Origin of the sequence: Metapseudomonas phytobenefica (genome assembly GCF_043392685.1) — a bacterium.
In the GTDB taxonomy this organism is placed as follows: domain Bacteria; phylum Pseudomonadota; class Gammaproteobacteria; order Pseudomonadales; family Pseudomonadaceae; genus Metapseudomonas.
On the sequence record NZ_JBHZGM010000047.1, the window covers coordinates 1 to 24,821 of the forward strand.

The 24,821-nt window shown below is 63.7% G+C and carries 22 protein-coding genes; 1 reads left to right on the top strand and 21 read right to left on the bottom strand.

Annotation, left to right across the window (positions count from 1 at the left end; all coding sequences use genetic code 11):
• Positions 1-1,258 (bottom strand): PDC sensor domain-containing protein (locus ACFW0B_RS24355; protein ID WP_459251731.1); only part of this gene is annotated, 1,258 nt, incomplete at its 3' end.
• 230 nt (positions 1,259-1,488) lie between these two features.
• Between ACFW0B_RS24355 and ACFW0B_RS24360 the strand changes: the two genes are divergently transcribed.
• A complete protein-coding gene (locus ACFW0B_RS24360; protein WP_449151540.1) occupies positions 1,489-2,808 on the top strand; it encodes a Na+/H+ antiporter family protein in 1,320 nt (439 codons plus the stop codon).
• Between the two features lie 125 nt (positions 2,809-2,933).
• Here the strand turns inward: ACFW0B_RS24360 and nuoN are convergent, their stop codons facing one another.
• The 20 genes from nuoN to ACFW0B_RS24460 all read right to left on the bottom strand — a co-directional run bounded on the left by nuoN (position 2,934) and on the right by ACFW0B_RS24460 (position 24,775).
• The gene (nuoN, locus tag ACFW0B_RS24365; RefSeq protein WP_449151541.1) at positions 2,934-4,397 is read right to left on the bottom strand and encodes an NADH-quinone oxidoreductase subunit NuoN; all 1,464 of its coding nucleotides are present in this window, start codon (positions 4,395-4,397) and stop codon (positions 2,934-2,936) included.
• Positions 4,398-4,404: 7 nt separating this feature from the next.
• Positions 4,405-5,931 (bottom strand): NADH-quinone oxidoreductase subunit M, encoded by a 1,527-nt coding sequence (nuoM, locus tag ACFW0B_RS24370; RefSeq protein ID WP_449151542.1) that lies wholly within the window; start codon positions 5,929-5,931, stop codon positions 4,405-4,407.
• 25 nt (positions 5,932-5,956) lie between these two features.
• Positions 5,957-7,804, bottom strand: a complete 1,848-nt coding sequence (nuoL, locus tag ACFW0B_RS24375) for an NADH-quinone oxidoreductase subunit L (RefSeq protein WP_449151543.1) — start codon at positions 7,802-7,804, stop codon at positions 5,957-5,959.
• Positions 7,801-8,109, bottom strand: coding sequence for an NADH-quinone oxidoreductase subunit NuoK (gene nuoK / locus ACFW0B_RS24380; protein ID WP_004421908.1), 309 nt, complete (start codon positions 8,107-8,109; stop codon positions 7,801-7,803). The genes nuoL and nuoK overlap by 4 nt, the downstream gene beginning before the upstream one ends.
• 3 nt (positions 8,110-8,112) lie before the next feature.
• Positions 8,113-8,613 carry an NADH-quinone oxidoreductase subunit J gene (gene nuoJ / locus ACFW0B_RS24385; RefSeq protein WP_151134078.1) on the bottom strand — a complete coding sequence of 167 codons (501 nt, stop codon included), beginning with the start codon at positions 8,611-8,613 and terminating at the stop codon, positions 8,113-8,115.
• Positions 8,614-8,623: 10 nt separating this feature from the next.
• Entirely contained in the window at positions 8,624-9,172 is a 549-nt protein-coding gene (gene nuoI, locus ACFW0B_RS24390) for an NADH-quinone oxidoreductase subunit NuoI (RefSeq protein ID WP_028628751.1), read from the bottom strand.
• 11 nt (positions 9,173-9,183) lie between these two features.
• The gene (nuoH, locus tag ACFW0B_RS24395; RefSeq protein ID WP_449151545.1) at positions 9,184-10,176 is read right to left on the bottom strand and encodes an NADH-quinone oxidoreductase subunit NuoH; all 993 of its coding nucleotides are present in this window, start codon (positions 10,174-10,176) and stop codon (positions 9,184-9,186) included.
• Positions 10,173-12,881, bottom strand: a complete 2,709-nt coding sequence (gene nuoG, locus ACFW0B_RS24400) for an NADH-quinone oxidoreductase subunit NuoG (protein WP_449151546.1) — start codon at positions 12,879-12,881, stop codon at positions 10,173-10,175. Before nuoG ends, nuoH begins: the two co-directional genes overlap by 4 nt.
• Positions 12,882-12,980: 99 nt before the next feature.
• Positions 12,981-14,327, bottom strand: a complete 1,347-nt coding sequence (gene nuoF, locus ACFW0B_RS24405; RefSeq protein WP_449151547.1) for an NADH-quinone oxidoreductase subunit NuoF — start codon at positions 14,325-14,327, stop codon at positions 12,981-12,983.
• Positions 14,324-14,824 carry an NADH-quinone oxidoreductase subunit NuoE gene (gene nuoE / locus ACFW0B_RS24410; RefSeq protein WP_449151562.1) on the bottom strand — a complete coding sequence of 167 codons (501 nt, stop codon included), beginning with the start codon at positions 14,822-14,824 and terminating at the stop codon, positions 14,324-14,326. The genes nuoF and nuoE overlap by 4 nt, the downstream gene beginning before the upstream one ends.
• Positions 14,821-16,602 (bottom strand): NADH-quinone oxidoreductase subunit C/D, encoded by a 1,782-nt coding sequence (nuoC, locus tag ACFW0B_RS24415; protein WP_449151548.1) that lies wholly within the window; start codon positions 16,600-16,602, stop codon positions 14,821-14,823. Before nuoC ends, nuoE begins: the two co-directional genes overlap by 4 nt.
• A 62-nt stretch (positions 16,603-16,664) precedes the next feature.
• Complete coding sequence (locus ACFW0B_RS24420; RefSeq protein WP_028628745.1) at positions 16,665-17,342, bottom strand: NuoB/complex I 20 kDa subunit family protein; 678 nt, start codon at positions 17,340-17,342, stop codon at positions 16,665-16,667.
• Between the two features lie 10 nt (positions 17,343-17,352).
• Positions 17,353-17,766, bottom strand: coding sequence for an NADH-quinone oxidoreductase subunit A (locus tag ACFW0B_RS24425; RefSeq protein WP_077524433.1), 414 nt, complete (start codon positions 17,764-17,766; stop codon positions 17,353-17,355).
• 474 nt (positions 17,767-18,240) lie between these two features.
• Complete coding sequence (locus ACFW0B_RS24430; protein ID WP_449151549.1) at positions 18,241-18,408, bottom strand: hypothetical protein; 168 nt, start codon at positions 18,406-18,408, stop codon at positions 18,241-18,243.
• Between the two features lie 466 nt (positions 18,409-18,874).
• Entirely contained in the window at positions 18,875-19,474 is a 600-nt protein-coding gene (locus ACFW0B_RS24435; RefSeq protein ID WP_449151550.1) for a murein L,D-transpeptidase catalytic domain-containing protein, read from the bottom strand.
• Positions 19,475-19,641: 167 nt separating this feature from the next.
• On the bottom strand, positions 19,642-21,237 hold the full coding sequence (locus ACFW0B_RS24440) for an isocitrate lyase (protein WP_449151551.1): 1,596 nt from the start codon (positions 21,235-21,237) through the stop codon (positions 19,642-19,644).
• 509 nt (positions 21,238-21,746) lie between these two features.
• Positions 21,747-22,556, bottom strand: a complete 810-nt coding sequence (locus tag ACFW0B_RS24445) for a secretin N-terminal domain-containing protein (protein WP_449151552.1) — start codon at positions 22,554-22,556, stop codon at positions 21,747-21,749.
• Entirely contained in the window at positions 22,553-23,182 is a 630-nt protein-coding gene (locus tag ACFW0B_RS24450) for a DUF7931 domain-containing protein (protein WP_449151553.1), read from the bottom strand. The genes ACFW0B_RS24445 and ACFW0B_RS24450 overlap by 4 nt, the downstream gene beginning before the upstream one ends.
• A gap of 8 nt (positions 23,183-23,190) precedes the next feature.
• Positions 23,191-23,616 carry a GNAT family N-acetyltransferase gene (locus tag ACFW0B_RS24455; protein WP_449151554.1) on the bottom strand — a complete coding sequence of 142 codons (426 nt, stop codon included), beginning with the start codon at positions 23,614-23,616 and terminating at the stop codon, positions 23,191-23,193.
• On the bottom strand, positions 23,609-24,775 hold the full coding sequence (locus tag ACFW0B_RS24460; protein ID WP_449151555.1) for a ribosomal protein uL16 3-hydroxylase: 1,167 nt from the start codon (positions 24,773-24,775) through the stop codon (positions 23,609-23,611). Before ACFW0B_RS24460 ends, ACFW0B_RS24455 begins: the two co-directional genes overlap by 8 nt.
• Between the last annotated feature and the right edge of the window lie 46 nt (positions 24,776-24,821).

A 24,821-nucleotide genomic window follows, 5' to 3' on the forward strand; every position in this document is an offset into this window, starting at 1 on the left:
CGCCCAGTTCGTCCTGGCGGGCGTAGTCCAGGCGGCGGGTCAGGTCGCCTTCGCCGCTGGCGATGTCCTTGAGCATGCCGGCCACCCCGAGGATCGGCCGGGTCACGCCGCGGGCGGTGAGCCACACCAGCAACAGGCCCAGGACACCGGCGGCGAGACCGATCAGCAGACCGACGACGTTGGCGGCCTGGTTCTGCGCATCGAGTTTGGCGTCCAGTTCCAGTGCTGGGGCCAGCAGGACCTTTTCCGGCACTTCCAGCAGCACGCTCCAGGGCGCGGCGGTGGGGATCGGCTTGAACGGTTGCATTACCCGCAGCATGCCGTTGTGCCGGTGCTCCGCGGTCTTGCCGGCCTGGAGGTTGCCGGCCAGTTCGCTGGCGTATTCACCAAAGGCCTTGTCCAGCTTCGCGCTGAGCAGGCTGGCGTCGCGGCTGTGACCGGCGAGCAGGCCGGCCGGGCTGAAGATGCTGACGTGGCCGTTGCCCTCGTACAGCTCGCGGTTACCGGACATGCTCAGTTGCTGGAGGCTTTCCAGGCTGATGTCCACGCCCATGACGCCGACGGTCTTGCCGTTGAGCTGCAGCGGGAAGGCGATGCTGGTCATCAGCACCTGGCGCTCGCCGACGTTATCGAAGTAGGGGTCCAGCACGCAGGCCTGGCCGGTCTGCATCGGGCAGGTGTACCAGGCGTTGTAGGCGGTGCCGCTGGGGCCGGCGCTGTTATCGGCGAGCATTTCCTCGGTGATGGCTTCGGCCACCAGCTTGCCGGGGGTGGGTTGGGCCCAATAAAGGGAGAAGCGGCCCTTGTCGTTGCTGCCCAGTTCGGCCTGGTCGACGAAAAGCTCATCCTTGCCATCCAGGGCGTTGGGTTCGAACACCAGGTAGAGGCCAAGAATTTCCGGGTTGGCTTCCAGGCTGGTGCGGACCTGGCGGGTCAGGTCTTCACGCAGGTCGAAGGCGTCGAGGAAACGCTTTTCCGCCTGCTCCTTGAGGAACAGCACCTGGCGCGAAAAACCCTTGCCGTACTGGTAGTTGTCCATGAAGTAACGCTGGATGCGGATCGCCTGCAGTTCTGAGCGGGCCTGCAGGCGAAGACGCGCGCTCTGCTCGAGCATCCGGGTGCTGTCGGCCTCCACCAGGCTGGCGCTGCGCTGGGACTGGTACAGGGACGAACCGACCAGCAGCGTCACGATGGCCAGCAGGCAGAGGCCCACGAGCAGGGTGATTTTCCACTGGATGGAGAGACGATTGAACGACATGGGGACTTCCTTTTGGCTCGCCGGAACTTCATTCGTTGTCGGCACAAGAGGCGATTTCTTGACGCTAAGACGACGAATAGCCGTGCGGAATGCACGAGGGCGCAATTTGAAGGCAAGAATTATGCACACTTTGCCCAATATTCTGCACGCTTTTGACAGTAGTCCCGGGCTTGGGCAAAGTGCGCGCTTTTTTTCGCGGCCGGCATGGCCTGCAAAGCTGAGGAGAGGCGATGAATGCGGTAATAGCGGCGGTGGGGATCATGCTGGTCCTCAGCCTGTGCCGGGTGCACGTGGTGGTGGCCCTGATCATTGGTGCACTGGTGGGCGGCCTGGTCGGTGGCCTGGGGATCGAAGGTTCCCTGGCGGCCTTCAACAAGGGCCTGGGTGGCGGCGCCACCGTGGCACTGTCCTATGCGCTGCTGGGCGCATTCGCGGTGGCCATCGCCCGTTCCGGACTGGCCCATGCGTTGGCGGACAAGGCATTGGCGCTGGTGGGCCGTCAGGAGGCCAACGGCGGTAATGCACTGAAATGGCTGCTGGTCGCGCTGCTACTGTGTGTGGCGATTTCCTCGCAGAACATCCTGCCGATCCACATCGCCTTCATCCCGTTGCTGGTTCCCCCTCTTCTATATGTACTGACGCGGCTGTCCATCGACCGCCGGCTGATCGCCTGCGTGATCACCTTCGGTCTGATCACGCCCTACATGTTCCTGCCGGTGGGCTTTGGCAGCATCTTCCTGAACGAGATCCTGCTGGCGAATGTGGTGAAAAGTGGCGTCGACGTTACTGGCGTGAATGTCACCGAGGCGATGTTGATACCGGCGCTGGGCATGGTTGCCGGTCTGCTCATCGCAGTGTTCATCAGCTATCGCGGCAAGCGCACCTATGATCTGGAGCGCATCGCCCGGGCCGAACAGGTGAGCGTTAGCTACAACCCCATGAGCCTCGGCGTAGCCGGCGTGGCCATCCTGGTCGCGTTCGTGGTGCAGCTCTGGCTGGACTCGATGATCATCGGCGCGCTGCTGGGCTTCGTGATTTTCTCGCTGTCGGGTGTGGTGCGCTGGAAGGAAGCGGATGACCTGTTCACCGAGGGCATGAAGATGATGGCCATGATCGGCTTCATCATGATCGCCGCCTCGGGCTTTGCCGAAGTGATGCGCGAAACCGGCCAGGTGGCGACCCTGGTGGAGGCTTCCGCCGGCTGGATCGGCCACAGCAAAGCGCTGGGTGCGCTGCTGATGCTGGTGGTGGGCTTGCTGGTGACCATGGGCATTGGTTCGTCCTTTTCCACCGTTCCGATCATCGCGGCCATCTTCGTGCCGCTGTGCGTGCAACTGGGCTTCAGTCCGCTGGCGATCGTCAGCATCGTCGGCACCGCAGGGGCCCTGGGTGACGCCGGCTCTCCCGCCTCCGATTCCACCCTGGGCCCGACCTCTGGCCTGAACGTGGATGGCCAGCACAACCATATCTGGGACACCGTGGTGCCCACTTTCCTGCATTACAACCTGCCGCTGCTGGCCTTCGGCTGGGTCGCGGCGATGGTGCTCTGAAGCGATGACGGGTATCGCCGTACGAAGCGATACCCATCAGGCGGAGCAGGGCATCTCTCGCAACTCTGATTGACACCCACAAAAAACCCGGCGCCAGGCCGGGTTTTTTGTTGTGCGGGCTTGCCTCAGTTGGCCAGGGCCACCAGGCCGGAGTGCTGGACCAGGTCCAGCAGCGGCTGCGGGTAGACACCGAGGAAGAACGCCAGCAGGGCCACGAACAGCAGCATGATGCCGCCGGCACGCTGGGCCCAGTGCAGGTCCGCATCGTGACGACGCAGGTTTGGCTCCACCAGGAACAGGGTGATCATGACGCGCAGGTAGTAGAACACGCCGATGGCGCTACCCATGATCATGGCGCCCAGCAGCCACCACAGACCGGATTCGACACCGGCGGCGATCACGAAGAACTTGCCGATGAAACCTGCGGTGAGCGGGATGCCGGCGAGCGACAGCATCATCACGGTGAGCACTGCGGTCAGGTACGGACGGCGCCAGAACAGGCCGCGGTACTCGTACAGGGCGTCGCAGTCGCGGCCGCTGTAGGGAGTGGACATCAGGGTCACGACACCGAAGGCGCCCAGGCTGGTCAGCACGTAGGTGGCCAGGTAGACACCGATGGCTTCCACAGCCAGGCCCTTGCTCGCGATCAGCGCCACCAGCAGGTAGCCGAAGTGGGCGATGGAGGAGTAGCCGAGCAGGCGCTTGATGTTGTTCTGCACCAGGGCCAGCAGGTTGCCGAACAGGATGGAGGCAATGGCGATCACGGCCAGCAGGTCGTTCAGCCAGCCGCCGGCGGTGGCCGGGGACAGCTGGTAGAGACGCAGCAGCACGGCAAACACGGCGACCTTGCTGGCGGTGGCCAGGAAGGCGGCCACCGGCGCCGGGGCGCCTTCGTACACGTCCGGGGTCCAGAGGTGGAAGGGCACCAGGGACAGCTTGAACGCCAGGCCGATCAGCATCATGCCGATGCCGAGCTGGGAAACCACGCTGGAGGTGCCGGCGGCGGCCAGCTGGCTGAAGCTCAGGCTGCCGGCGTCGGCGTAGAGCAGGGCCATGCCGAACAGCAGGAACGCGGAACCGGCGGCGGACAGCACCATGTACTTGATGCCGGCTTCCAGGGAGCGCTTGTTGAAGAAGGCGTACGCCACCAGGCCGTAGACCGGCACGGACAGCAGCTCCAGGCCGATGAACAGGCCGGCCAGGTGCTGCGCGGTGACCAGCACCAGACCGCCGGCGGCGGACAGGAGGATCAGCAGGTACATCTCTTCGCGGTTGCCCGGGTAGCCCTTGCCCGATTCACCGCCCAGGTAGGCGTGGATCAGGGTGACGCAGGCGAGGGTGCCGGCCAGGACCAGTGCCATGTAAAAGACGCCGAAGTTGTCGACCATCATCATCGGGGTCACTTCCAGGGGAGTGACCTTCAGGGTCGGGATGATGGACAGCAGGGCGAGGTTCAGACCGATGACCGAGAGGCCGAAGGTCCAGGAGTGGTGCCGCTTCCAGGCGATGGCCAGCATCACCACGACGATGGTGGCGCAGGTGACCAGCAGCGGTAGCAGGGCAATCAGGTGTTGAGTCGTGAATTCCATGAGCTACTTACCGGGCAACGAGTTGATTGACGGCGGAGTCCAGCCACTGGTGCACGCCATGCATGGCTGCAGCGGAGGTATCCAGTACCGGTTGCGGGTAAACGCCGAGCAGGACCAGGAGACCGGCAAGGCCCAGGACCATGCTCAGCTCGCGATAGCGCAAGCCTTCGTAGGCGTTGTCGTTCTTCGATGGGCCGAAGTAGGCGCGGTGGATCATGATCAGCGAGTAGACCGAGCCGAGCACCAGGCCGGTGGAGGCCAGTACGGCAATCCACGGTACCTGCTGGAAGGAACCGACCAGGATCAGGAACTCGCCGACGAAGTTGCCGGTGCCCGGCAGGCCGAGGGCGGCAGTGGCAAAGAACAGGCTGATGGCCGGCAGGTAGGGCATGCGGTTCCAGATACCGCCCATCTCGCGCATGTCACGGGTGTGCAGGCGCTCGTACAGCTGGCCACACAGGATAAAGAGTGCGGCAGCGGAGAGGCCGTGGGCGATCATCTGCACGATGGCGCCCTGCAGGGCGATCTGGCTGCTGGAGTAGATGGCGATCAGCACGAAGCCCATGTGGGACACGCTGGAGTAGGCCACCAGGCGCTTGATGTCGGTCTGGGCGAAGGACAGCAGGGCACCGTAGACGATGGCGAACACACCGAGCCACTGGGCGATCGGCGCGAACTCGGCCGAGGCGTTGGGGAACAGCGGCAGGGCGAAGCGGATCATGCCGTAGGCGGCGGTTTTCAGCAGGATGCCGGCGAGGTCCACGGAGCCCGCGGTCGGTGCCTGGGCGTGGGCGTCGGGCAGCCAGGAGTGGAACGGCACCACCGGGAACTTCACCGCGAAGGCGACGAAGAAGCCGAGCATCAGCAGGTACTCGGTGCCGGGGGCGAGCTGCGCCTTCAGCAGGTCGGCGTAGTTGAAGGTCAGCACGCCGGTGTTGCTGTAGTTCACCAGCACCAGGCCGAGGATGGCCACCAGCATGACCAGACCGCTGGCCTGGGTGTAGATGAAGAACTTGGTGGCGGCGTTGATGCGGGTCTTGCCCTTGCTGCCGCTATGACCCCAGAGCGCGATGAGGAAGTACATCGGCACCAGCATCATTTCCCAGAAGAAGAAGAACAGGAACAGGTCGATGGCGAGGAACACGCCGACCACGCCGCCGAGGATCCACATCAGGTTGAGGTGGAAGAAGCCGACGCGGTGCTGGATTTCACGCCAGGAGCAGAGCACGGACAGCACACCGAGCAGGCCGGTGAGGACGATCATCAGGATGGAGATGCCGTCCAGGGCCAGGTGGATGGTGACGCCGAAGCGCTCGATCCACTGCACCTTGAACTCTTGTGCCCAGACCGGTTCGGTGCCGGGTGCGGGAGCCAGGGTGAAGTCGCCGGTCGCCCACAGCCAGAGGCCGAGGACGAACAGCAGGGTCATGGTGAGCAGGGCGATCCAGCGGGGCAGGGTGGCGCTGAAGCGCTCACCTTGCCAGCAGAGCAGGCCGCCGATGAAGGGAATCAGGATTAGCCAGGGCAGAATCATGACGGGCTCAATTCCTTAAGAAGATTCAGGTCAGCAGCACGGCGCCGAGCACGAGCACGGCTCCGCCGACGATGGATACGGCGTACCAGCGCAGCTGGCCGGTCTGGCTACGGCTGAGGGCGAAGTTGCCGCCCTTCACTACACGCGGGACCAGGCCGATGGTGCCGTCGATGGGGTCGCGACGGAGCAGGCGGCAGGCCAGCAGGTAGGGTTTGACGAACAGCAGGTCGTAGAGCCAGTCGAAGCCCCAGGCGGCGTACCACCAGGCGCCGAGGAAGCGGCCCGGGGCGCTCTGGGCCAGGGTGCTGACGAAGCGGCGCTTGCCGAGGAACAGCAGGGCGGCCAGCAGGATGCCCGCCAGGGCGATGGCGCCCGAGGCGATTTCCAGGCTGTGCTTGGCCTCGCCGCCGGCATGGCCGACGCTTTCCGGCAGGACACCTGCCAGCGGCGGAGTGATCAGCGCGCCGACGAAGGTGGACAGCACCAGCAGCACCACCAGAGGCAGGCTGTGGGCGATGCCGTGGCCGGCATGGGCTTCGGTCTTCGCTTCACCGTGGAAGGCGATGAAGATCAGGCGGAAGGTGTAGATCGAGGTCAGGAAGGCGCCACCCAGGCCGGCGTAGAGCAGGCCGGTGTGACCGCTGGCGAAGGCTTCCCAGAGGATCTCATCCTTGGAGTAGAAGCCGGCGGTGACCAGCGGCAGGGCAGCCAGGGCCGCGCCACCGACGATGAAGCAGGCGTAGGCCAGCGGCAGCTTCTTCCAAAGACCGCCCATCTTGAAGATGTTCTGCTCATGGTGGCAGGCGTTGATCACCGCACCGGAGGCAAGGAACAACAGGGCCTTGAAGAAGGCGTGGGTCATCAGGTGGAAGATCGCCGCATCCCATGCACCCACGCCCAGGGCGAGGAACATGTAGCCGATCTGGCTCATGGTGGAGTAGGCGAGGATGCGCTTGATGTCGGTCTGCACCAGGGCGGCGAAGCCGGCCAGGACCAGGGTCACGCCACCGACGATGCCGACCAGTTCGAGGATTTCCGGGGTCAGCAGGAACAGGCCGTGGGTACGGGCGATCAGGTAGACGCCCGCGGTCACCATGGTCGCCGCGTGGATCAGCGCGGAAACCGGGGTCGGGCCCGCCATCGCGTCCGCCAGCCAGGTCTGCAGGGGCAGCTGGGCGGATTTGCCCACGGCGCCACCGAGCAGCATCAGGGTAGCGACCCACAGCCAGGCGTCACCGGCCACGTACTTCTCGGGGGCCAGCTTCATCAGCTCCTGGATGTTCAGGGTGCCCAGGTGGAAGAACAGGATGAACAGGCCGATGGCCATGAACACGTCACCCACGCGGGTCACGATGAAGGCCTTCAGCGCCGCATTGCCGTTGGGCGTGTGCTTGAAGTAGAAGCCGATCAGCAGGTACGAGCACAGGCCCACGCCTTCCCAACCGAAGTAAAGGAACAGCAGGTTATCGCCCAGCACCAAGAACAGCATGCTGGCGATGAACAGGTTGGTGTAGGCGAAGAAGCGGGAGTAACCCTCTTCACCGCGCATGTACCAGGAGGCGAACAGGTGGATCAGGAAGCCGACACCGGTGACCACGCCAAGCATGGTCAGGGACAGGCCGTCCAGGTAGAGGGTGAAGCTGGGCGCGAAGCCCGCCACGCTCATCCACTGCCAGAGCACCTGGGTGTAGACGCCGCCTTCCGGCGGGGCCACGTTGAATTGCCAGATGATCGAGGCGGCCACCAGGGCCGACAGGCCCACGGAGCCGACGCCGATGGCGGCGGAGGTGTTTTCGGAGAAACGCCCGCGGGAGAAGGCCAGGATGAACCAGCCAAGCAGCGGGAACAGGCAAGTGAGGAATAGAAGGTTCATCCGCGCATCTCGCTGGCAGCGTCGATATCGAGGGTATGGAAGCGGCGGTACAGCTGCAGCAGGATCGCCAGGCCGATACTGGCTTCGGCGGCTGCAAGGCTGATCACCAGAATGAACATGATCTGGCCGTCAGGCTGGGCCCAGCGGGCGCCGGCAACCACGAAGGCCAGCGCGGCGGCGTTCATCATGACTTCCAGGCTCATGAGCACGAAGAGGATGTTGCGGCGCACCATCAGGCCGACCAGGCCGAGGCAGAAGAGCACGCCGGCGACCGCGAGGCCATGTTCCAGTGGGATTGCGTTCATGGCTTATTCCTTAGCTTCGTGGCGGCCGAGGTGGAAGGCGGCGACCAGGGCTGCGAGCAGCAGCATGGAGGCCAGTTCCACGGCGAGCAGGTAAGGGCCGAAGAGGGCGATGCCGACTGCCTTGGAGTCCACGGTGGTGTGACCGATGGTGGCACCGCTGGCATTGCCGAACAGCACGTACAGCAGTTCGGCCAAAAGGACCAGGGAAAGCAGCGCAGGGCCGGTCCAGATGCCGGGCTTGAGCCACTTCTTCTCCTGTTCGGCGATCGCCGGTCCGAGGTTCAGCATCATCACCACGAAGACGAACAGCACCATGATGGCGCCGGCGTAGACGATGATTTCCAGTGCGCCGGCAAAGGGCGCGCCCAGGGCGAAGAAGCACATCGACACCGCCAGCAGCGAGACGATGAGGTACAGCAGGGCATGCACCGGATTGGTGTTGGTGATCACACGCAGGGTGGAGACAACGGCCACACCGGCGGCGAAATAGAAGGCGAATTCCACGCGCGTCTCCTTAGGGCAGCAGGCTCTTCACGTTGATCGGCTCGGCCTCGTTCTGCGCGGCGCCTTTCGGCTTGCCGGCGATGGCCATGCCTGCCACGCGATAGAAGTTGTAGTCCGGGTTCTTGCCGGGGCCGGAGATCAGCAGGTCTTCCTTCTCGTACACCAGGTCCTGGCGCTTGAACTCGCCCATCTCGAAATCCGGGGTCAGCTGGATCGCGGTGGTGGGGCAGGCTTCTTCGCACAGGCCGCAGAAGATGCAGCGGGAGAAGTTGATCCGGAAGAACTCGGGGTACCAGCGGCCATCTTCGGTCTCGGCCTTTTGCAGGGAGATGCAGCCGACCGGGCAGGCTACGGCGCAGAGGTTGCACGCTACGCAGCGCTCTTCGCCATCGGGGTCGCGGGTCAGGACGATGCGGCCACGGTAGCGCGGCGGCAGGTACACGGGCTCTTCCGGGTATTGCAGGGTGTCACGCTTGCGGAAGGCATGGCCGAAGATCATCACCAGGCTTCGCAGCTGGGTGAAGGTGCCATGCACGACATGGATGATTTCTTTGATCATGGCATTACTCCTTACTGGGCCGCGGCCAGCACCAGGGCGCCGGTCACCAGCAGGTTGATCAGGGTCAGCGGCAGGCAGACCTTCCAGCTGAACGCCATCACCTGGTCATAGCGCGGGCGCGGGATGGACGCGCGCAGCAGGATGAACAGCATGATGAAGAAGCCGGTCTTGAGCGCGAACCAGATGAAGGGGATCTGCGGCAGGATGCCGAACGGGCCGTGCCAGCCACCGAAGAACAGGGTCACGAGCAGGGCGGAGATCAGCACGATGCCGATGTACTCGCCCACGAAGAACATGCCCCACTTCATGCCGGCGTATTCGATGTGGTAACCGTCGGCCAGTTCCTGTTCCGCTTCGGGCTGGTCGAACGGGTGACGGTGAGTCACGGCGACGCCAGCGATGATGAAGGTACAGAAGCCGAAGAACTGCGGAATGATGAACCACAGGTTCTGCGCCTGGTATTCAACGATGTCGCGCATGTTGAAGGAACCGACCTGAGCCACGATGCCCATCAGCGACAGGGCCAGGAACACCTCGTAGGAGATGGTCTGGGCCGAGGCGCGCAGGCTGCCCAGCAGGGCGAACTTGTTGTTGCTCGACCAGCCGGCGAAGAGCACCGCGTAGACCGCGATGCCGGCCATGGCAAAGAAGAACAGGATGCCGATGTTCAGGTCGGCCACGCCCCAGGTAGGGGTGACCGGCACCACGGCGAAGGCGATCAGCAGGGCGCTCATCGCAATGATGGGAGCCAGGGTGAAGATCAGCTTGTCGGCGAACGGCGGGGTCCAGTCTTCCTTGAAGAACATCTTGATCATGTCGGCACCCAGCTGGAAGGCGCCGAACGGGCCGACGCGGTTCGGACCGTAACGGTCCTGCCACAGGCCCAGCAGGCGGCGTTCCACCCAGGAGAGCAGTGCACCGCTCACCACCACCGCCAGGAGAATGACGATGGACTTGAGGACGGTGATGACGATGTCGATCAGTTCGGGCGTCAGCCAGCTCATTGCGCGGACTCCTGTACGGCAGTGACGACGGCGCCGGCGAAGATGGCCGGGATGCCCGGCAGACCGGCCGGGAGGCCGACCAGGCCGATGCCCATTTCTTCCTTGATGGCCAGCGGCAGACGCAGGGTCTGGCCGTTGACGGTGAGGGCGAGCAGGGCGCCGTCATTGACGCCGAGACGATCGGCTTCGTCCTTGGCCAGGGCCACGTAGGGCTGCGGGATACGCTCCTGCACGGGAGCCGCGCGGGAGCTGGTCTCCTCGCTGCCGAACAGGTGGTGCAGCGGCACGGCCTGCCAGGTGCCCTGGGCTGGGTTGAAGGCGGCGTTGACGCTGAACCAGGGCAGCGCCTGGCCCTTGGCCTCGATCAGGCGAACGCCCGGATCGCCGGCGCGCAGGTGGCCGCCGACTTCGTCCTGGAACTTGTTCCAGGCCTGCGGCGAGTTCCAGCCCGGGGACCAGGCGAAGGGGATCTGCTGACGATCTTCCTTGGTGCCGGCGTAGCCTTCCATGGAGAAGGCGAAGGCGGAGTCCTGGTCCTGGGGCTGACGCGGCTCGTGCACGCTGATGTTGGCGCGCATGGCAGTCCGGCCGCTGTAGCGGTGCGGTTCGCGGGCGAGCTTCAGGCCCTTGATGCGGAACGAGGAGTTCGGCGCGGCGTCGCGGATGCCGGCGAGCAGCGGGCTGCTGTCGGCGCAGGCGGTGGTGACCTGGTCCAGCTGGGTCCAGTCGACGGGCTTGCCCTGCAGGGTGCTGTGCAGTGCGTGCAGCCAGCGCCAGCCTTCGCGAACGAGGATGTTGGCGTCGTAGTAGGACGGCTCGAAGACCTGGAAGAAACGCTGGGCGCGGCCTTCCAGGCTGACCAGGGTGCCGTCGCCTTCGGCGAAGCTGGCGGCCGGCAGCACCAGGTGGGCGCGTTCGACGGTAGCGGTCTGCTGGTGGTCGGCGACGATCACCACCTTGGCGGCGGCCAGCGCGGCGTCCACCTTGGCGGCGTCGGCACGGCGGTACAGGTCGTTCTCGAGAACGACGACGGCGTCGGCCTTGCCAGAGGTCAGGGCCTCCAGGGCCGCATCGACGGATTCACCACCGAACAGGGCCAGGCCCATGCTGTTGGCTTCCGGCACCACCAGGCTGAGGGAACCGTTCTTCTCACGGTTCTTCAGCGCGCTGGCGATGTTGGCGGCGGCTTCGATCAGGGCCTTCTCGCCCAGGGAGGCACCGGAGATGACCAGCGGGCGCTTGGCCGCGAGCAGGGCATCGGCGATGCGCTTGACCAGTTCGGCAGCTTCGCTTTCCAGGCCTTCCACGGCCGGTGCGCTCGGATCGATGGCGTGGGCCACGGCGAAACCGATGCGGGCGAGGTCGGCCGGAGCGGCGTGGACGTTTTCGGCGGCGACGTCATCCAGGCGGGTGGCGGCGACGCTGGCGATGAACAGCGGGTTCAGCGCGTCCTGGGCGACGTTCTGCACGGCGGCCATGTGCCAATCCTGGATCTTCATCGAGGCGGCGATCTCGGTGGCCTTGCCCTTGACGGCCTGGCGCAGGGCGAGGGCCATGCGGGCGGCGGTCTGGGTCAGGTCTTCACCGAGGACGAAGATGGCGTCGTGCTTCTCGACGTCGCGCAGGGTGGGCACGGGCAGCGGGCCGTTCTGCAGGATGTCGCGGATCAGGCGCAGGTTCGCCAGTTCCTGGGCGGCGATGCCGGAGTAGTAGTTCTCGGCGCCGACCAGTTCGCGCAGGGCGAAGTTGCCTTCGAGGCTGGCACGGGGCGAGCCGATGCCGATCACGCGCTTGCCCTTGAGCAGTTCGGCGGCCTTGTCCAGCGCTGCATCCAGGCCTAGTTGCTGGTTGCCCAGCAGCGGCTGGCGCGGACGGTCTTCGCGGTTGACGTAGCCGTAGCCGAAACGGCCGCGGTCGCAGAGGAAGTACTGGTTCACCGAGCCGTTGAAACGGTTCTCGATGCGGCGGATCTCGCCGTAGCGCTCACCGGGGCTGATGTTGCACCCGCTGGAGCAGCCGTGGCAGATGCTCGGGGCGAACTGCATGTCCCACTTGCGGTTGTAGCGCTCGGAGTGGGTCTTGTCGGTGAACACGCCGGTTGGGCAGACCTCGACCAGGTTGCCGGAGAACTCGCTCTCCAGCACGCCGTCTTCGACGCGGCCGAAATAGACGTTGTCGTGGGCACCGTAGACGCCGAGGTCAGTGCCGCCGGCGTAGTCCTTGTAGTAGCGCACGCAGCGGTAGCAGGCGATGCAGCGGTTCATCTCGTGGGCGATGAACGGGCCGAGTTCCTGGTTCTGGTGGGTACGCTTGGTGAAGCGATAGCGACGGGCGTTGTGGCCAGTCATTACCGTCATGTCCTGCAGGTGGCAGTGACCGCCTTCCTCGCACACCGGGCAGTCGTGCGGGTGGTTGGTCATCAGCCATTCGACAACGCTGGCGCGGAACTGCTTGGCTTCTTCGTCGTCGATGGAAATCCAGGTGTTGTCAGTGGCGGGCGTCATGCAGGACATGACGAGGCGACCGCGTTTGTCGTTCTCGTCGGTGTACTGCTTGACCGCGCACTGGCGGCAGGCGCCGACGCTACCGAGCGCCGGGTGCCAGCAGAAGTAGGGGATGTCGAGTCCGAGGGACAGACAGGCCTGCAGGAGGTTGTCTGCACCATCGACTTCGAGCGTCTTGCCGTCTACGTGGATAGTGGCCATGGTTCAGTCTTCATCTGCCCGTGTAACCGGGCTTTGGCTAATGGAATCAGCGTGCGCGCGGGGCCGGGTCAGCGGCCGCCACTGCGCGAATTCATCTACTCAGGCGCCGACGGGAATCGGTCGCGCTGCCGGGATCTGGCGGCTGATGCCTGCCTCGAACTCCGGACGGAAATACTTCATCGCACTGCCCAGCGGCTCGACGGCGCCCGGTGCGTGGGCGCAGAAGGTCTTGCCTGGGCCGAGGAAGCTGACGAGCTGCTCCAGGGTTTCCAGGTCGCCGGGTTGGCCTTCGCCACGCTCCAGGGCGCGCAGGAGCTTCACGCTCCACGGCAGGCCGTCGCGGCAGGGCGTGCACCAGCCGCAGGATTCACGGGCGAAGAACTCTTCCATATTGCGCAGCAGGGACACCATGTTGATGCTGTCGTCCACGGCAAGCGCCAGGCCGGTGCCCATACGGGTGCCCACCTTGGCGATGCCGGCTGCGTACATGGGTGCGTCCAGGTGCTCGGGCAGCAGGAAGCCGGTACCGGCACCGCCGGGCTGCCAGGCCTTCAGCTTGTAGCCGTCGCGCATCCCACCAGCGTAGTCCTCGAACAACTCGCGGGCAGGAATGCCGAAGGGCAGTTCCCAGAGGCCGGGGTTCTTCACCTTGCCGGAGAAGCCCATGAGCTTGGTGCCCATGTCTTCGCTGCCCGGGCGGGCGAGGGTCTTGTACCAGTCCACGCCGTTGGCGACGATCGCCGGCACGTTGCACAGGGTCTCGACGTTGTTGACGCAGGTGGGCTTGCCCCAGACGCCGACGGCAGCCGGGAACGGCGGCTTGGAGCGCGGGTTGGCGCGGCGGCCTTCCAGGGAGTTGATCAGTGCGGTCTCTTCACCACAGATGTAGCGGCCTGCGCCGGTGTGGACGAAGAGTTCGAAGTCGAAGCCGCTGCCAAGGATGTTCTTGCCCAGCAGGCCGGCGGCCTTGGCTTCGTCGATGGCGCGATTGAGGTTGCGCGCCGCGTCGACGTATTCGCCACGCAGGAAGATGTAGCCGCGATAGGCCTTGAGGGCGCGCGCGGAAATCAGCATGCCTTCCACCAGCAGGTGGGGCAGCTGCTCCATGAGCATGCGGTCCTTCCAGGTGTTGGGTTCCATTTCATCCGCGTTGCACAGCAGGTAGCGGATGTTCAGGGATTCGTCGGCCGGCATCAGGCCCCACTTCACGCCGGTGGGGAAGCCTGCGCCGCCCCGGCCCTTGAGACCGGAGTCCTTCACCTGCTGCACGATCTCGGCCTGGGCCATTTCGGTCAGGGCCTTGCGGGCAGCGGCGTAGCCGTTCTTTTGCTGGTATTCCTCGAGCCATACCGGCTGCGCGTCTTCGCGCAGGCGCCAGGTCAGCGGGTGGGTTTCTTCGCTGCGGGCGATGCGGTTGGCCGGGCCGATGGAGGTAAGGGTCTTCATTGATAGGCCTCCAGCAGCTTGGCAACGCCTTGGGCATCGAGGTTGCCGTAGGTGTCGTCGTCGATCATCACCGCCGGCGCCTTGTCGCAGTTGCCGAGGCAGCAGACCGGTAGCAGGGTGAAGCGGTTGTCGGTGGTGGTCTGGCCGAGGCCGACGCCGAGTTGCTTCTGCATTTCGGCGACGACGGACTCGTGGCCGCCGACGTAGCAGGTCATGCTGTCGCACACGCGGATCACGTGGCGGCCGACCGGCTGACGGAAGATCTGGCTATAGAAGGTAGCCACGCCTTCGACGTCGCTGGCGGGAATGCCGAGGATCGCGCCGATGGCGTCAGCGGCGCCGTCCGGCACCCAGCCACGTTCCTTCTGGACGATCTTCAGGGCTTCGATGGACGCCGCGCGGGGGTCCTCGTAGTGATGCATTTCGTGCTCGATGGCCGAGCGCTCGGTTTCGCTGAGGACGAAACGGTCGGTCTGGATAAGGGTGCTCATGATCAGCGGTCCACGTCAGCCATTACGAAGTCGATACTGCCCAGGTAGGCGATCAGGTCTGCCACCATGCTGCCGCGGATCACCGAGGGGATCTGCTGCAAGTGGGGGAAGCTGGGCGTCCGGATCCGGGTGCGGTAGCTCATGGTGCTGCCGTCGCTGGTCAGGTAGTAGCTGTTGATGCCCTTGGTCGCCTCGATCATCTGGAAGGCTTCGTTGGCCGGCATGACCGGGCCCCAGGAAACCTGCAGGAAGTGGGTGATCAGAGTTTCGATGTGCTGCAGCGTGCGCTCTTTTGGCGGCGGCGTGGTCAGCGGGTGATCCGCCTTGTACGGGCCTTCCGGCATGTTCTTCAGGCACTGGTCGATGATGCGGATGCTCTGGCGCATTTCTTCCACGCGGACCATGCAGCGGTCGTAGGCGTCGCCGTTGTGGGCCAGGGGCACTTCGAACTCGAAGTTCTCGTAGCCGGAGTAGGGGCGGGCCTTGCGCAGGTCGAAATCGCAACCGGTTGCGCGCAGGCCGGCACCGGTGACGCCCCATTCCAAGGCTTCCTTGGTGTTGTACTGGGCGACACCGATGGTGCGGCCACGCAGGATGCTGTTTTTCAGGGCAGCCTTTTCGTATTCGTCGAGGCGCTTGGGCAGCCATTCGACGAACTCTTTCACCAGGCCGTCCCAGCCGCGCGGCAGGTCATGGGCGACGCCACCGATGCGGTACCAGGCCGGGTGCAGGCGGAAGCCGGTGATGGCTTCGATCACCTTGTAGGCGCGCTGGCGGTCGGTGAAGGTGAAGAACACCGGGGTCATGGCGCCCACGTCCTGGATATAGGTACCCAGGAACAGCAGGTGGCTGGTGATCCGGAAGAACTCGGCCATCATCACGCGGATGAAGTCGACGCGCTGCGGTACCTTGATGCCGGCGAGCTTCTCCACCGCGAGGACGTACGGCAGGTTGTTCATCACACCGCCCAGGTAGTCGATACGGTCGGTGTACGGAATGAAGCTGTGCCAGGACTGGCGCTCGGCCATCTTCTCGGCACCACGGTGGTGGTAACCGACTTCCGGTACGCAGTCGACGATTTCTTCGCCGTCCAGCTGCAGGATGATGCGGAAGGCACCGTGGGCGGAGGGGTGGTTCGGGCCGAGGTTGAGGAACATGTAGTCCTCGTTCTCGCCGTGGCGTTTCATGCCCCAGTCTTCCGGGCGGAAGCGCGCAGCTTCTTCTTCAAGCTGGTGCTTGGCCAGGGTCAGGCTGAAGGGATCGAATTCGGTGGCGCGCGCCGGATAGTCCTTGCGCAGCGGGTGTCCTTCCCAGGTGTTGGGCATCATGATCCGCGACAGGTGCGGATGGCCGGCGAAGGTGATGCCGTACATGTCCCAGACTTCCCGCTCGTACCAGTTGGCGTTCGGCCAGATACCGGTGGCGGTAGGCAGGTTGAGGTCGCCTTCGGACAAGGCCACCTTGATCATCACGTCACTATTACGTTCCAGCGACATGAGGTGATAGAACACCGTGAAATCGGCGTTTGGCAGGCCGCGGCGCTGGGTGCGCAGGCGCTCGTCGACGCCATGCAGGTCGTACAGCATGGCGTAGGGGCGCGGCAGGTTGCGAAGGAACTTGAGGACGTCGATCAGCTTGTCACGGCCAACCCAGATCACCGGCATGCCGGTACGGGTCGACTGGATGGTGAAGCTTTCGGCGCCGAAGCGGGAATTCAGCTCTACGACGACGTCTTGGTCGTCTGCCTTGTAAGGCGGAATGGACAGAACGGTGTCTGCAGTCATGGTCTCGGTCGCTATTCGTCAACGTAAAGAATGAGCCTGGGGTCTTCCGGGGAAGAACAGGCTCAGACTTCGTCGGGGCTGCGCAGGTTGGTGACCTGAATACGCTGTTCGCGGCGCTTTTCCCGCTCGGAGGGCATGTCGGCACGATAGATGCCCTGGTCCCCCACGACCCAGGATAACGGACGGCGCTCCTGGCCGATGGATTCCTGCAGCAGCATCAGGCCTTGCAGGAACGCCTCCGGACGGGGCGGGCAGCCGGGAATGTAGACGTCCACGGGGAGGAACTTGTCCACGCCCTGAACGACCGAGTAAATGTCGTACATGCCACCGGAATTCGCGCACGAACCCATGGAGATCACCCACTTGGGCTCCAGCATCTGCTCATAGAGGCGCTGAATGACCGGCGCCATCTTGATGAAGCAGGTGCCGGCGATGACCATGAAGTCCGCCTGGCGCGGTGATGCACGAATGACTTCCGCACCGAATCGCGCGATGTCGTGCGGTGCGGTGAAGGCGGTGGTCATCTCCACGTAGCAGCAGGAGAGGCCGAAGTTGTACGGCCACAGGGAGTTCTTGCGACCCCAGTTGACTGCGCCATTGAGAACATCCTCGAGCTTGCCGAGGAAGATGTTCTTGTGAACCTGATCTTCTAGCAGCGGGTCGGAAACGGTCTCCCGCTCGCCGATCGGATACTGCTCATAAGTCGCATCCGGATCGATCCGAGTAAGTTTGTATTGCATTGCCAAAGCCTCATTGTTTTAGCTTCGCCTGCCGCTTGCGACGACCTTCGGGAGCCCAGTCGAGCGCCCCGATGCGCCAAAGGTAGACAAGACCTGCCAACAGAATTGCTATGAAAATGGTTGCTTCGATAAAACCGGCCCAACCGCTTTCGCGGACGGAAACGGACCAAGCGAAGAGAAAGAGGGCTTCGACGTCGAAGATCACGAAGAGCATCGCGACCAGATAGAATTTTGCGGAGAGGCGGAGGCGGGCGGTGCCGGTGGGCAACATGCCGGATTCGAAGGGGTCGTTCTTGCTGCGACCGATGGCCTTGCTGCCGAGCAGGCTGGAGACCCCGATCATGAAGGCACAGAGGCCGACGACACCCAACAGGAAAACAGCAAAACCCCAGTTATGGGAGATGATGGCAGTTGCTTCCGACATGCCGGAACTCCTCAAGACAAGGAACGGCGTTCACTTGCGTTAAAAGGTTTAATGCCGAGCATCAAATGACGCCCAGGCAATCGATTCCGACAATTTTATGCCTGACCGGGTGTGCAAGTAAATTTTTCAGGCCAAAAAATTGCCCCCAAAGCCCGGTTCTCGACCTCTCCCTTCTCTGCAGGCCACGAATTGCGCGGCTTTCATGATTTCCTTAGGCCTTGGTCTGATTGCGTCCTTATGTCGCAGCAAGGGTTGTGTATGGTGCATGAATGATAGGCATTCGCATCTGATTGGTGGTTAATTAATCACTACATGAGAGTTGTCCCGAAGAACTAAGGAATTGCCTACTCAAATACTCCGCAAAAGCCCCGAAGTTGCTCTTCAAGTCGCTTTCATAATTGCGACAATTCCATTTGTTTTTGTTCAGGCACTCTTGTCGGTGTGGAAAAAGAGGTCGACCCGTTTTGGGGCGGTTCAATCCTTGAGGGGCTTCAGAGAAAGCGACGTCCGTCCTCGCGCTGATGCCGGTGACTTAGGTGCCCAGTGGGCCACAAGGAAACGCTTGAATTCGCTGCTGTGCGGGTCGGCCACCAGCATCTGGTTAATGCCGAAGCGGTCGGCGCTGAGCTGGCTGCCGCTCATGTCGGTCCGGCCCTGCAGGAGGCGTTCGTCGTCGAACCAGCGCCCGCCGGAGCTGGCGAGGGTGTTTGGTGCGTACAGGGGGCTGCCACCCGGGCTGCGGCAGTCGGTCTCCGGACCGGCGAGCAGGAAGATGCTCCAGTCGAAGCGGCGGCCCGAGCGTCGGCGGCCATCGCGTCACCCGGAGTGGCTGCACCTGGGAAGGCCAGGGCGCTCGCGGCGGCACTTCCGATCAGTATATGGCGGGGGGTTCGGCCGCCGATGAGCTCGTTTATGTGCGGGTTGCTGGGGGGGGTGTTGCTGAGCAGCTTGTCGCTGTTGCCAAAGAGCAGGGCGTGTCGTTGTGTTCGTTCAAGGCGGGCCTCCACGCAGGCGAATCGACGGAGTCCTGAAGCTGATTCCCGAAAACGACCGAATAATGGCAACGGTATGGCGATGCTGTTGCGTGGGATCTGCTGCAGGCTTCGCATCATTCCCTGGCGATTGCCGGAAGCTTCTGGCTAATGGCGAAGATCAGCGCCCCTCCCTTGAGCTGCTCGATCACGCGGTTGCGATCCGCGCTTGCCAGCACCAGGCAGCCGTAACTGCGCCCGGGTACGCCGTGTTCGCGGATGAAGTCATCTTCCATGTATGTATTGGCGTGGATGACGATGGCGCGTTCCTCGGCATTGCTGTTGCTCGCGCTGAGCCCGATGAGGCGCATGGAGAGGCCGTGGCCCGGCTCCTGGCTGTCGAACACCTGCGAGGTGCGGAACAGGCCCAGTGAGCTGGAGCGGCTTCCGAAGTCGTTGGAGAAACGGTCTGCGTGGCTGTCGTGATCCGGGTCCGAGCCTTTGCCATGGGCTACGCGGAAGCTGCCAAGGAGGGCGTGACTGCGGCTGTCGAACAGGTAGAAGCGGGGCAGGGTGGATGCGCGGCCATAGTCCACCACGGCGAAACGCGGGTGTTTGCTGGCTTTCAGCCCGTTGAGTATCTCCCCCAGTCGTGGCTGACTGATCAGCAGTTCCAGGTCGCCGGCGCGCAGGGTGGCGGAAGCGAAAAGCAGAATCAGCAGCAGGAGGCGTGGCACGGCGGGAGCTCCGGGGTTTTCTGCAGATTCTAGGAGTGCGCCCTCACCTGGCAAGACGTTGCAGACCATTGGCCGTGGTGCAGAAAAGAAAAACCCCGGTGCATGCACCGGGGTCCTTCTGACTCGCCATGTCCGGCCGATGCGTGGTCGGCCGGTGACAGCTCCTATTAGTGGAACTGGTTCATGGTGTTGTCTTTACCGCTGGCTTTCAGAGCAGCTTCGCCTGCGAAGTACTCCTTGTGGTTGTCGCCGATGTCGGAGCCAGCCATGTTCTGGTGCTTGACGCAGGCGATGCCCTGGCGGATTTCCTGACGCTGCACGCCCTTCACGTAGGCCAGCATGCCCTGGTCGGCGAAGTAGCCCTTGGCCAGATTGTCGGTGGACAGGGCTGCGGTGTGGTAGGTCGGCAGGGTGATCAGGTGGTGGAAGATACCGGCCTGGGCAGACGCGTCGCGCTGGAAGGTGCGGATCTTCTCGTCGGCGATCTGGGCCAGTTCGGTCTCGTCGTATTCCACGCTCATCAGGTTGGCGCGGTCGTAGGCGGAGACGTCCTTGCCTTCGGCAACGAACGCATCGAATACCTGCTGGCGGAAGTTCAGCGTCCAGTTGAAGGACGGGCTGTTGTTGTACACCAGCTTGGCGTTCGGGATGACCTGGCGGATGCGGTCAACCATGCCTTTGATCTGGCCGACGTGGGGCTTCTCGGTTTCGATCCACAGCAGGTCGGCGCCGTTCTGCAGCGAAGTGATGCAGTCCAGGACGCAGCGGTCTTCGCCAGTGCCCTTGCGGAACTGGAACAGGTTGGAAGCCAGGCGCTTGGGACGCAGCAGCTTGCCGTCGCGGTTGATCACCACGTCGCCGTTCTTCAGTTCGGCGGCGGAGATTTCTTCGCAGTCCAGGAAAGAGTTGTACTGGTCGCCCAGGTCGCCCGGTTGCTTGGTCACGGCGATCTGCTTGGTCAGGCCGGCGCCCAGGGAATCGGTACGGGCGACGATCACGCCGTCATCCACGCCCAGCTCGAGGAAGGCGTAGCGCACGGCATTGATCTTGGCGAGGAAGTCTTCGTGCGGAACAGTAACCTTGCCGTCCTGGTGACCGCACTGCTTCTCGTCGGACACCTGGTTCTCGATCTGGATGCAGCAGGCGCCGGCTTCGATCATCTTCTTGGCCAGCAGGTAGGTGGCTTCCGGGTTGCCGAAGCCGGCGTCGATGTCGGCGATGATCGGTACCACGTGGGTTTCATAGCCGTCGATCTGAGCCTGGATTTCGTCCTCCTTGGCCTTGTCGCCGGCAGCGCGGGCGGCGTCCAGAGCGGTGAACAGCAGGTCCAGTTCGCGGGCGTCAGCCTGGCGCAGGAAGGTGTAGAGCTCTTCGATCAGGTTGGCGACGGCAGTCTTCTCGTGCATGGACTGGTCGGGCAACGGGCCGAACTCGGAACGCAGCGCGGCCACCATCCAGCCGGACAGGTAGAGGTAGCGCTTGTTGGTGGTCTTCAGGTGCTTCTTGATGGAGATCAGCTTCTGCTGACCGATGAAGCCGTGCCAGCAGCCCAGGGATTGGGTGTAGACGGAGGAGTCGGCGTCGTACTCGGCCATGTCCTTACGCATGATGGCCGCAGTGTACTTGGCGATATCCAGACCGGTCTTGAAGCGGTTCTGGGCGCGCATGCGGGCAACCGACTCGGGGTTGATAGCGCTCCAGCTGTTGCCGTTTGCTTCTTTCAGAGCGGCAATGGCCTTGATGTCGTTTTGATAAGCGGACATGGTCAATCCTTCAAAGTGTGTATGGGGTTGAGCACCGACTTTCCCACTCAAAAACCTGCGTTCTGAAGGTTATTGCGGGTTGCTCACCGCAGCGCGTTCGAAGGATCGACCGGAGGGATGTGGCTGGAGGAGGGGTGACAGACTGCAGACGTTCGCGAAATCGATGGTTGGTTTTACGCACTTGGATCACTTGCCGGTTCGTGGAAACCGTTGGGCGATCTGCTGGGCACTGCCTTCGATCCTGCGATTGTTGCGGGTGCTTCCCCGTCCCTCAGGACAACCTCGTTCCAGTCGCAACCTCGTCGCACTGCCTTATGGGCTGTTACAACACGGGTCGGCTCGGCTGGTTGGCTGGAGCGCGACCCGGAGGCCCTCTTCAGGACCCCTGGCTAGCGGGAGCGAGGCCATCTTGCTCTTTCAAACAAGTGTTCGTCAATCGTTTTGTAGTGTTTTTTTGCGACTACTACATAAGACCTTCGGATAAGACCGGGTGGTCTGAAAAGAGGCTCTCAGTCGACCGCGTCGACCTTCAGGCGCAGGGTCATGTCCTCATGGCCCTGGGTGTTGCGGCGGCGCAGGAAGCCGCTCTGGTCGGACTGGCTGTCTTCGTTCACGGCGCCGATAGTGATCCACTCGCCGAGGCGGCCGCTGACCCTGGTGTCGGTACTCTGCACGTCGATCACGCCGGGCCGGCTGCTGTTCAGGCGGTCGCGGTTGCTGCTGATGCTGACGTGCACCAGCTCGCCGGTGAGGGTGGCGGTGACGTAGAAACCCCGGGTCACGTTGCGGTACTCGGTGTTGCTGTACAGCTCGCCATAGGGGCCGCTGCTGGTGGTGGTGATGGGCACGCTGTGACCGACCTGGATCAGCGCCGGGTAGCCTTCGGTGGTCTGCACCTGCTGCATGCCGGCGCCGCGGCTGTCGGTGCTGCGGCGAATGATGCGCACCTGGTCACGGCCATGCACTTCGCCACGACCAGCCTGGACCTCGACGCCGCCGGCGCTGGCCGAACCATTGACCGCATAGCCGCGGTCGCTCTGGAAATTGCTGTCGCTGGTGTCGACGCTGATCAGCAGGCGGCGTGGCCGGGTGTCGAGCTGGTCGAGGAGGTTGCGCAGTTCGCTGATCTTCGCCGGTTCGGCGTTGACGATGAGCTGGTTGCCGTAGGCGCTGACACGGCCCTCGTTGCCCAGCACCGACTGCGCCATTGGCAGCAGTTCATCGGCCGTGCGGTAGCGCAGCTGGATGAGTTCCGTTGCCGCCTGCAGGGGCAGGCAGACGAGCAGGAGGAGGGCCGCGAGCAGCGCGCGTGGGGTCATATCAGGAAGCTCCGCAAATCAGGGTCGCTAATGCTCAGGTCCCAGGCCTGGTCGAAGCGGGTCTGCTGCAGCCGGGTCCTTCCGGGGTCGTTGTACAGGGCATAGCCGGCCTGCTGTTCGGGCTCGGGGCGCATGAGCAGGCCGCGGTCATCGGCAATCAGGTAGGCCAGGTCCTCGGAGGGGTGATCGGGGTTGATCCGGCGTATCTGGAAGTTGCTGGACAGGCGTCGACTCAGGCTGAGCAGGCGATGGCCTTCCTTCACGGCGCGGCTCAGGTCACGCACGAGGATGCGCAGCTGGCACTTTGGATCGCTGATCAACAGGCGGGTGCAGGCCTGCTGGATGGCGCTGTTGTGGTAGAGCCAGGGCTCCAGATCCGGGCTGTACAGGCAGAGCCGGCGCCGAGCCTGCTGCATCAGCGCAAGGGCATGGGCGCGGGCGCCTTCCGGGGTGCTGAAGCGTTCGAGCCGGTCGTGGATGCCGAGGCTGAAGGCAGCGGGTTCCCAGTCGGGGGTTTCCGGTTGAGGGGGCGTTGGATTGCGAATGCTGAAACGCCCCGGCGACTGGAACTCGATTGCCGGTAATTCGACTTCGTTCTCGGCACTTTCCGGGGCGTTTTCGTTCATTCGGACCTCTACTGGCTTTCGCGCACCATGTCCACGTGGGGGATGCCAGCCTCGAGGAACTCGCTGCTGACGACCTTGAAGCCGTGGCGTTCATAGAACGCGGTGGCGTGGACCTGGGCCGAGAGCATCTGGCGCTTGAGGCCGCGGCGTTCGGCTTCGACGATGACGGCCTGCAGCAGCCGGTCGCCGACTTTCAGTCCGCGCCAGTCCTTGAGTACCGAGACGCGGCCGATGTGGCCATCCGGCAGCAGGCGGGCGGTGCCGATAGCATAGTCCCGCTCGAAGGCGAGAAAGTGCACGGCGTCGGCATCTTCGGTGTCCCACTCCAGTTCCGGTGCGACGGACTGCTCGGCGATGAATACGGCCTCACGAATACGGCGCAGATCGGCATTGTCCTTCTGCCAGTCGGCAACTCGGACGTGTATCTCACTCATCGGCAAACTCCAGACTTCCTTGCTTGACCAGTTCCAGAAGAAGCTTACGCCCGTCCTCATCGCCCAGCCATTGGCCGAGATTGTCGAAATGCAATGCTTCGGCCGCGCAGATCAGCTTGAGCAGTTCACGCAGGCTGCTCGGCAGTAGGCGGCTCTGGCCGCTGGCGAAGAGCACCAGGCCGATGTCCACTTCGGACCAGGCCAGGCGCGCGCTGGGGTTGCGGATCAGTACGGCGCCGTCTTCGATCGCGCCGAGGAAGTCCTCTTCCTCCACGTCGGTGCCGGCGACCAGTTCCGGATAGCGCGGCTCGGTCATGAACTGGCCGAACCAGGTGAGCAGCAGGCGCTCGTCGCTCATGTGTTCGTTGAGCAGGGTCTTGAGGCGGTCCAGGGCGTCGCGCTGGATTTCATGGGGGTCGCTGGCGGGCGCGGTGCCGGCGTCGCTGTAGCGTTCCTCGTCCGGCAGGAACTGGGCGAGGAAATCGGTGAAGTGGGTCAGCACTTCGGCGGCGCTGGGGGCGCGGAAGCCGACGGAATAGGTCATGCAGTCGTCTTCGGCGATGCCGAAATGGGCCAGGCGCGGGGGCAGGTAGAGCATGTCGCCAGGCTCCAGGACCCATTCATCGGTCTGCTGGAAGTCGGCGAGGATGCGCAGGTCGGCGTGGGACAGCAGGGCGCTGTTGGCGTCGCACATCTGGCCGATCTTCCAGCGGCGGCGACCGTGGCCTTGCAGGAGGAACACGTCGTAGTTGTCGAAATGCGGGCCTACACCGCCGCCCGGCGCGGCGTAGCTGATCATCACGTCATCGATGCGCCAGCTTGGCAGGAAACGGAAGTTCTCCAGCAATTCGGCGACTTCAGGGACGAACTGGTCGACGGCCTGGACCAGCAGTGTCCAGTCGCGCTCCGGCAGGTTCTGGTAGGTGTCTTCGGCGAAGGGGCCGCGACGCAGTTCCCAGGGTCGCTCGCCGTGCTCGAGCACCATGCGAGACTCGACTTCCTCTTCCAGGGAAAGGCCCGCGAGCTCGTCGGGAGAGATGGGGCTTTCGAATCCGGGGATGGCCTGGCGGATCAACAGTGGCTTCTGTTGCCAGTAATCGCGCAGGAATTCACGCGCGGTAAGGCCGCCCAGAAGTTGAAGCGGAGTATCAGGATTCATGTCTAAACCTTTGAAATAAAAACGCCCGGCACAGCCGGGCGTGCAT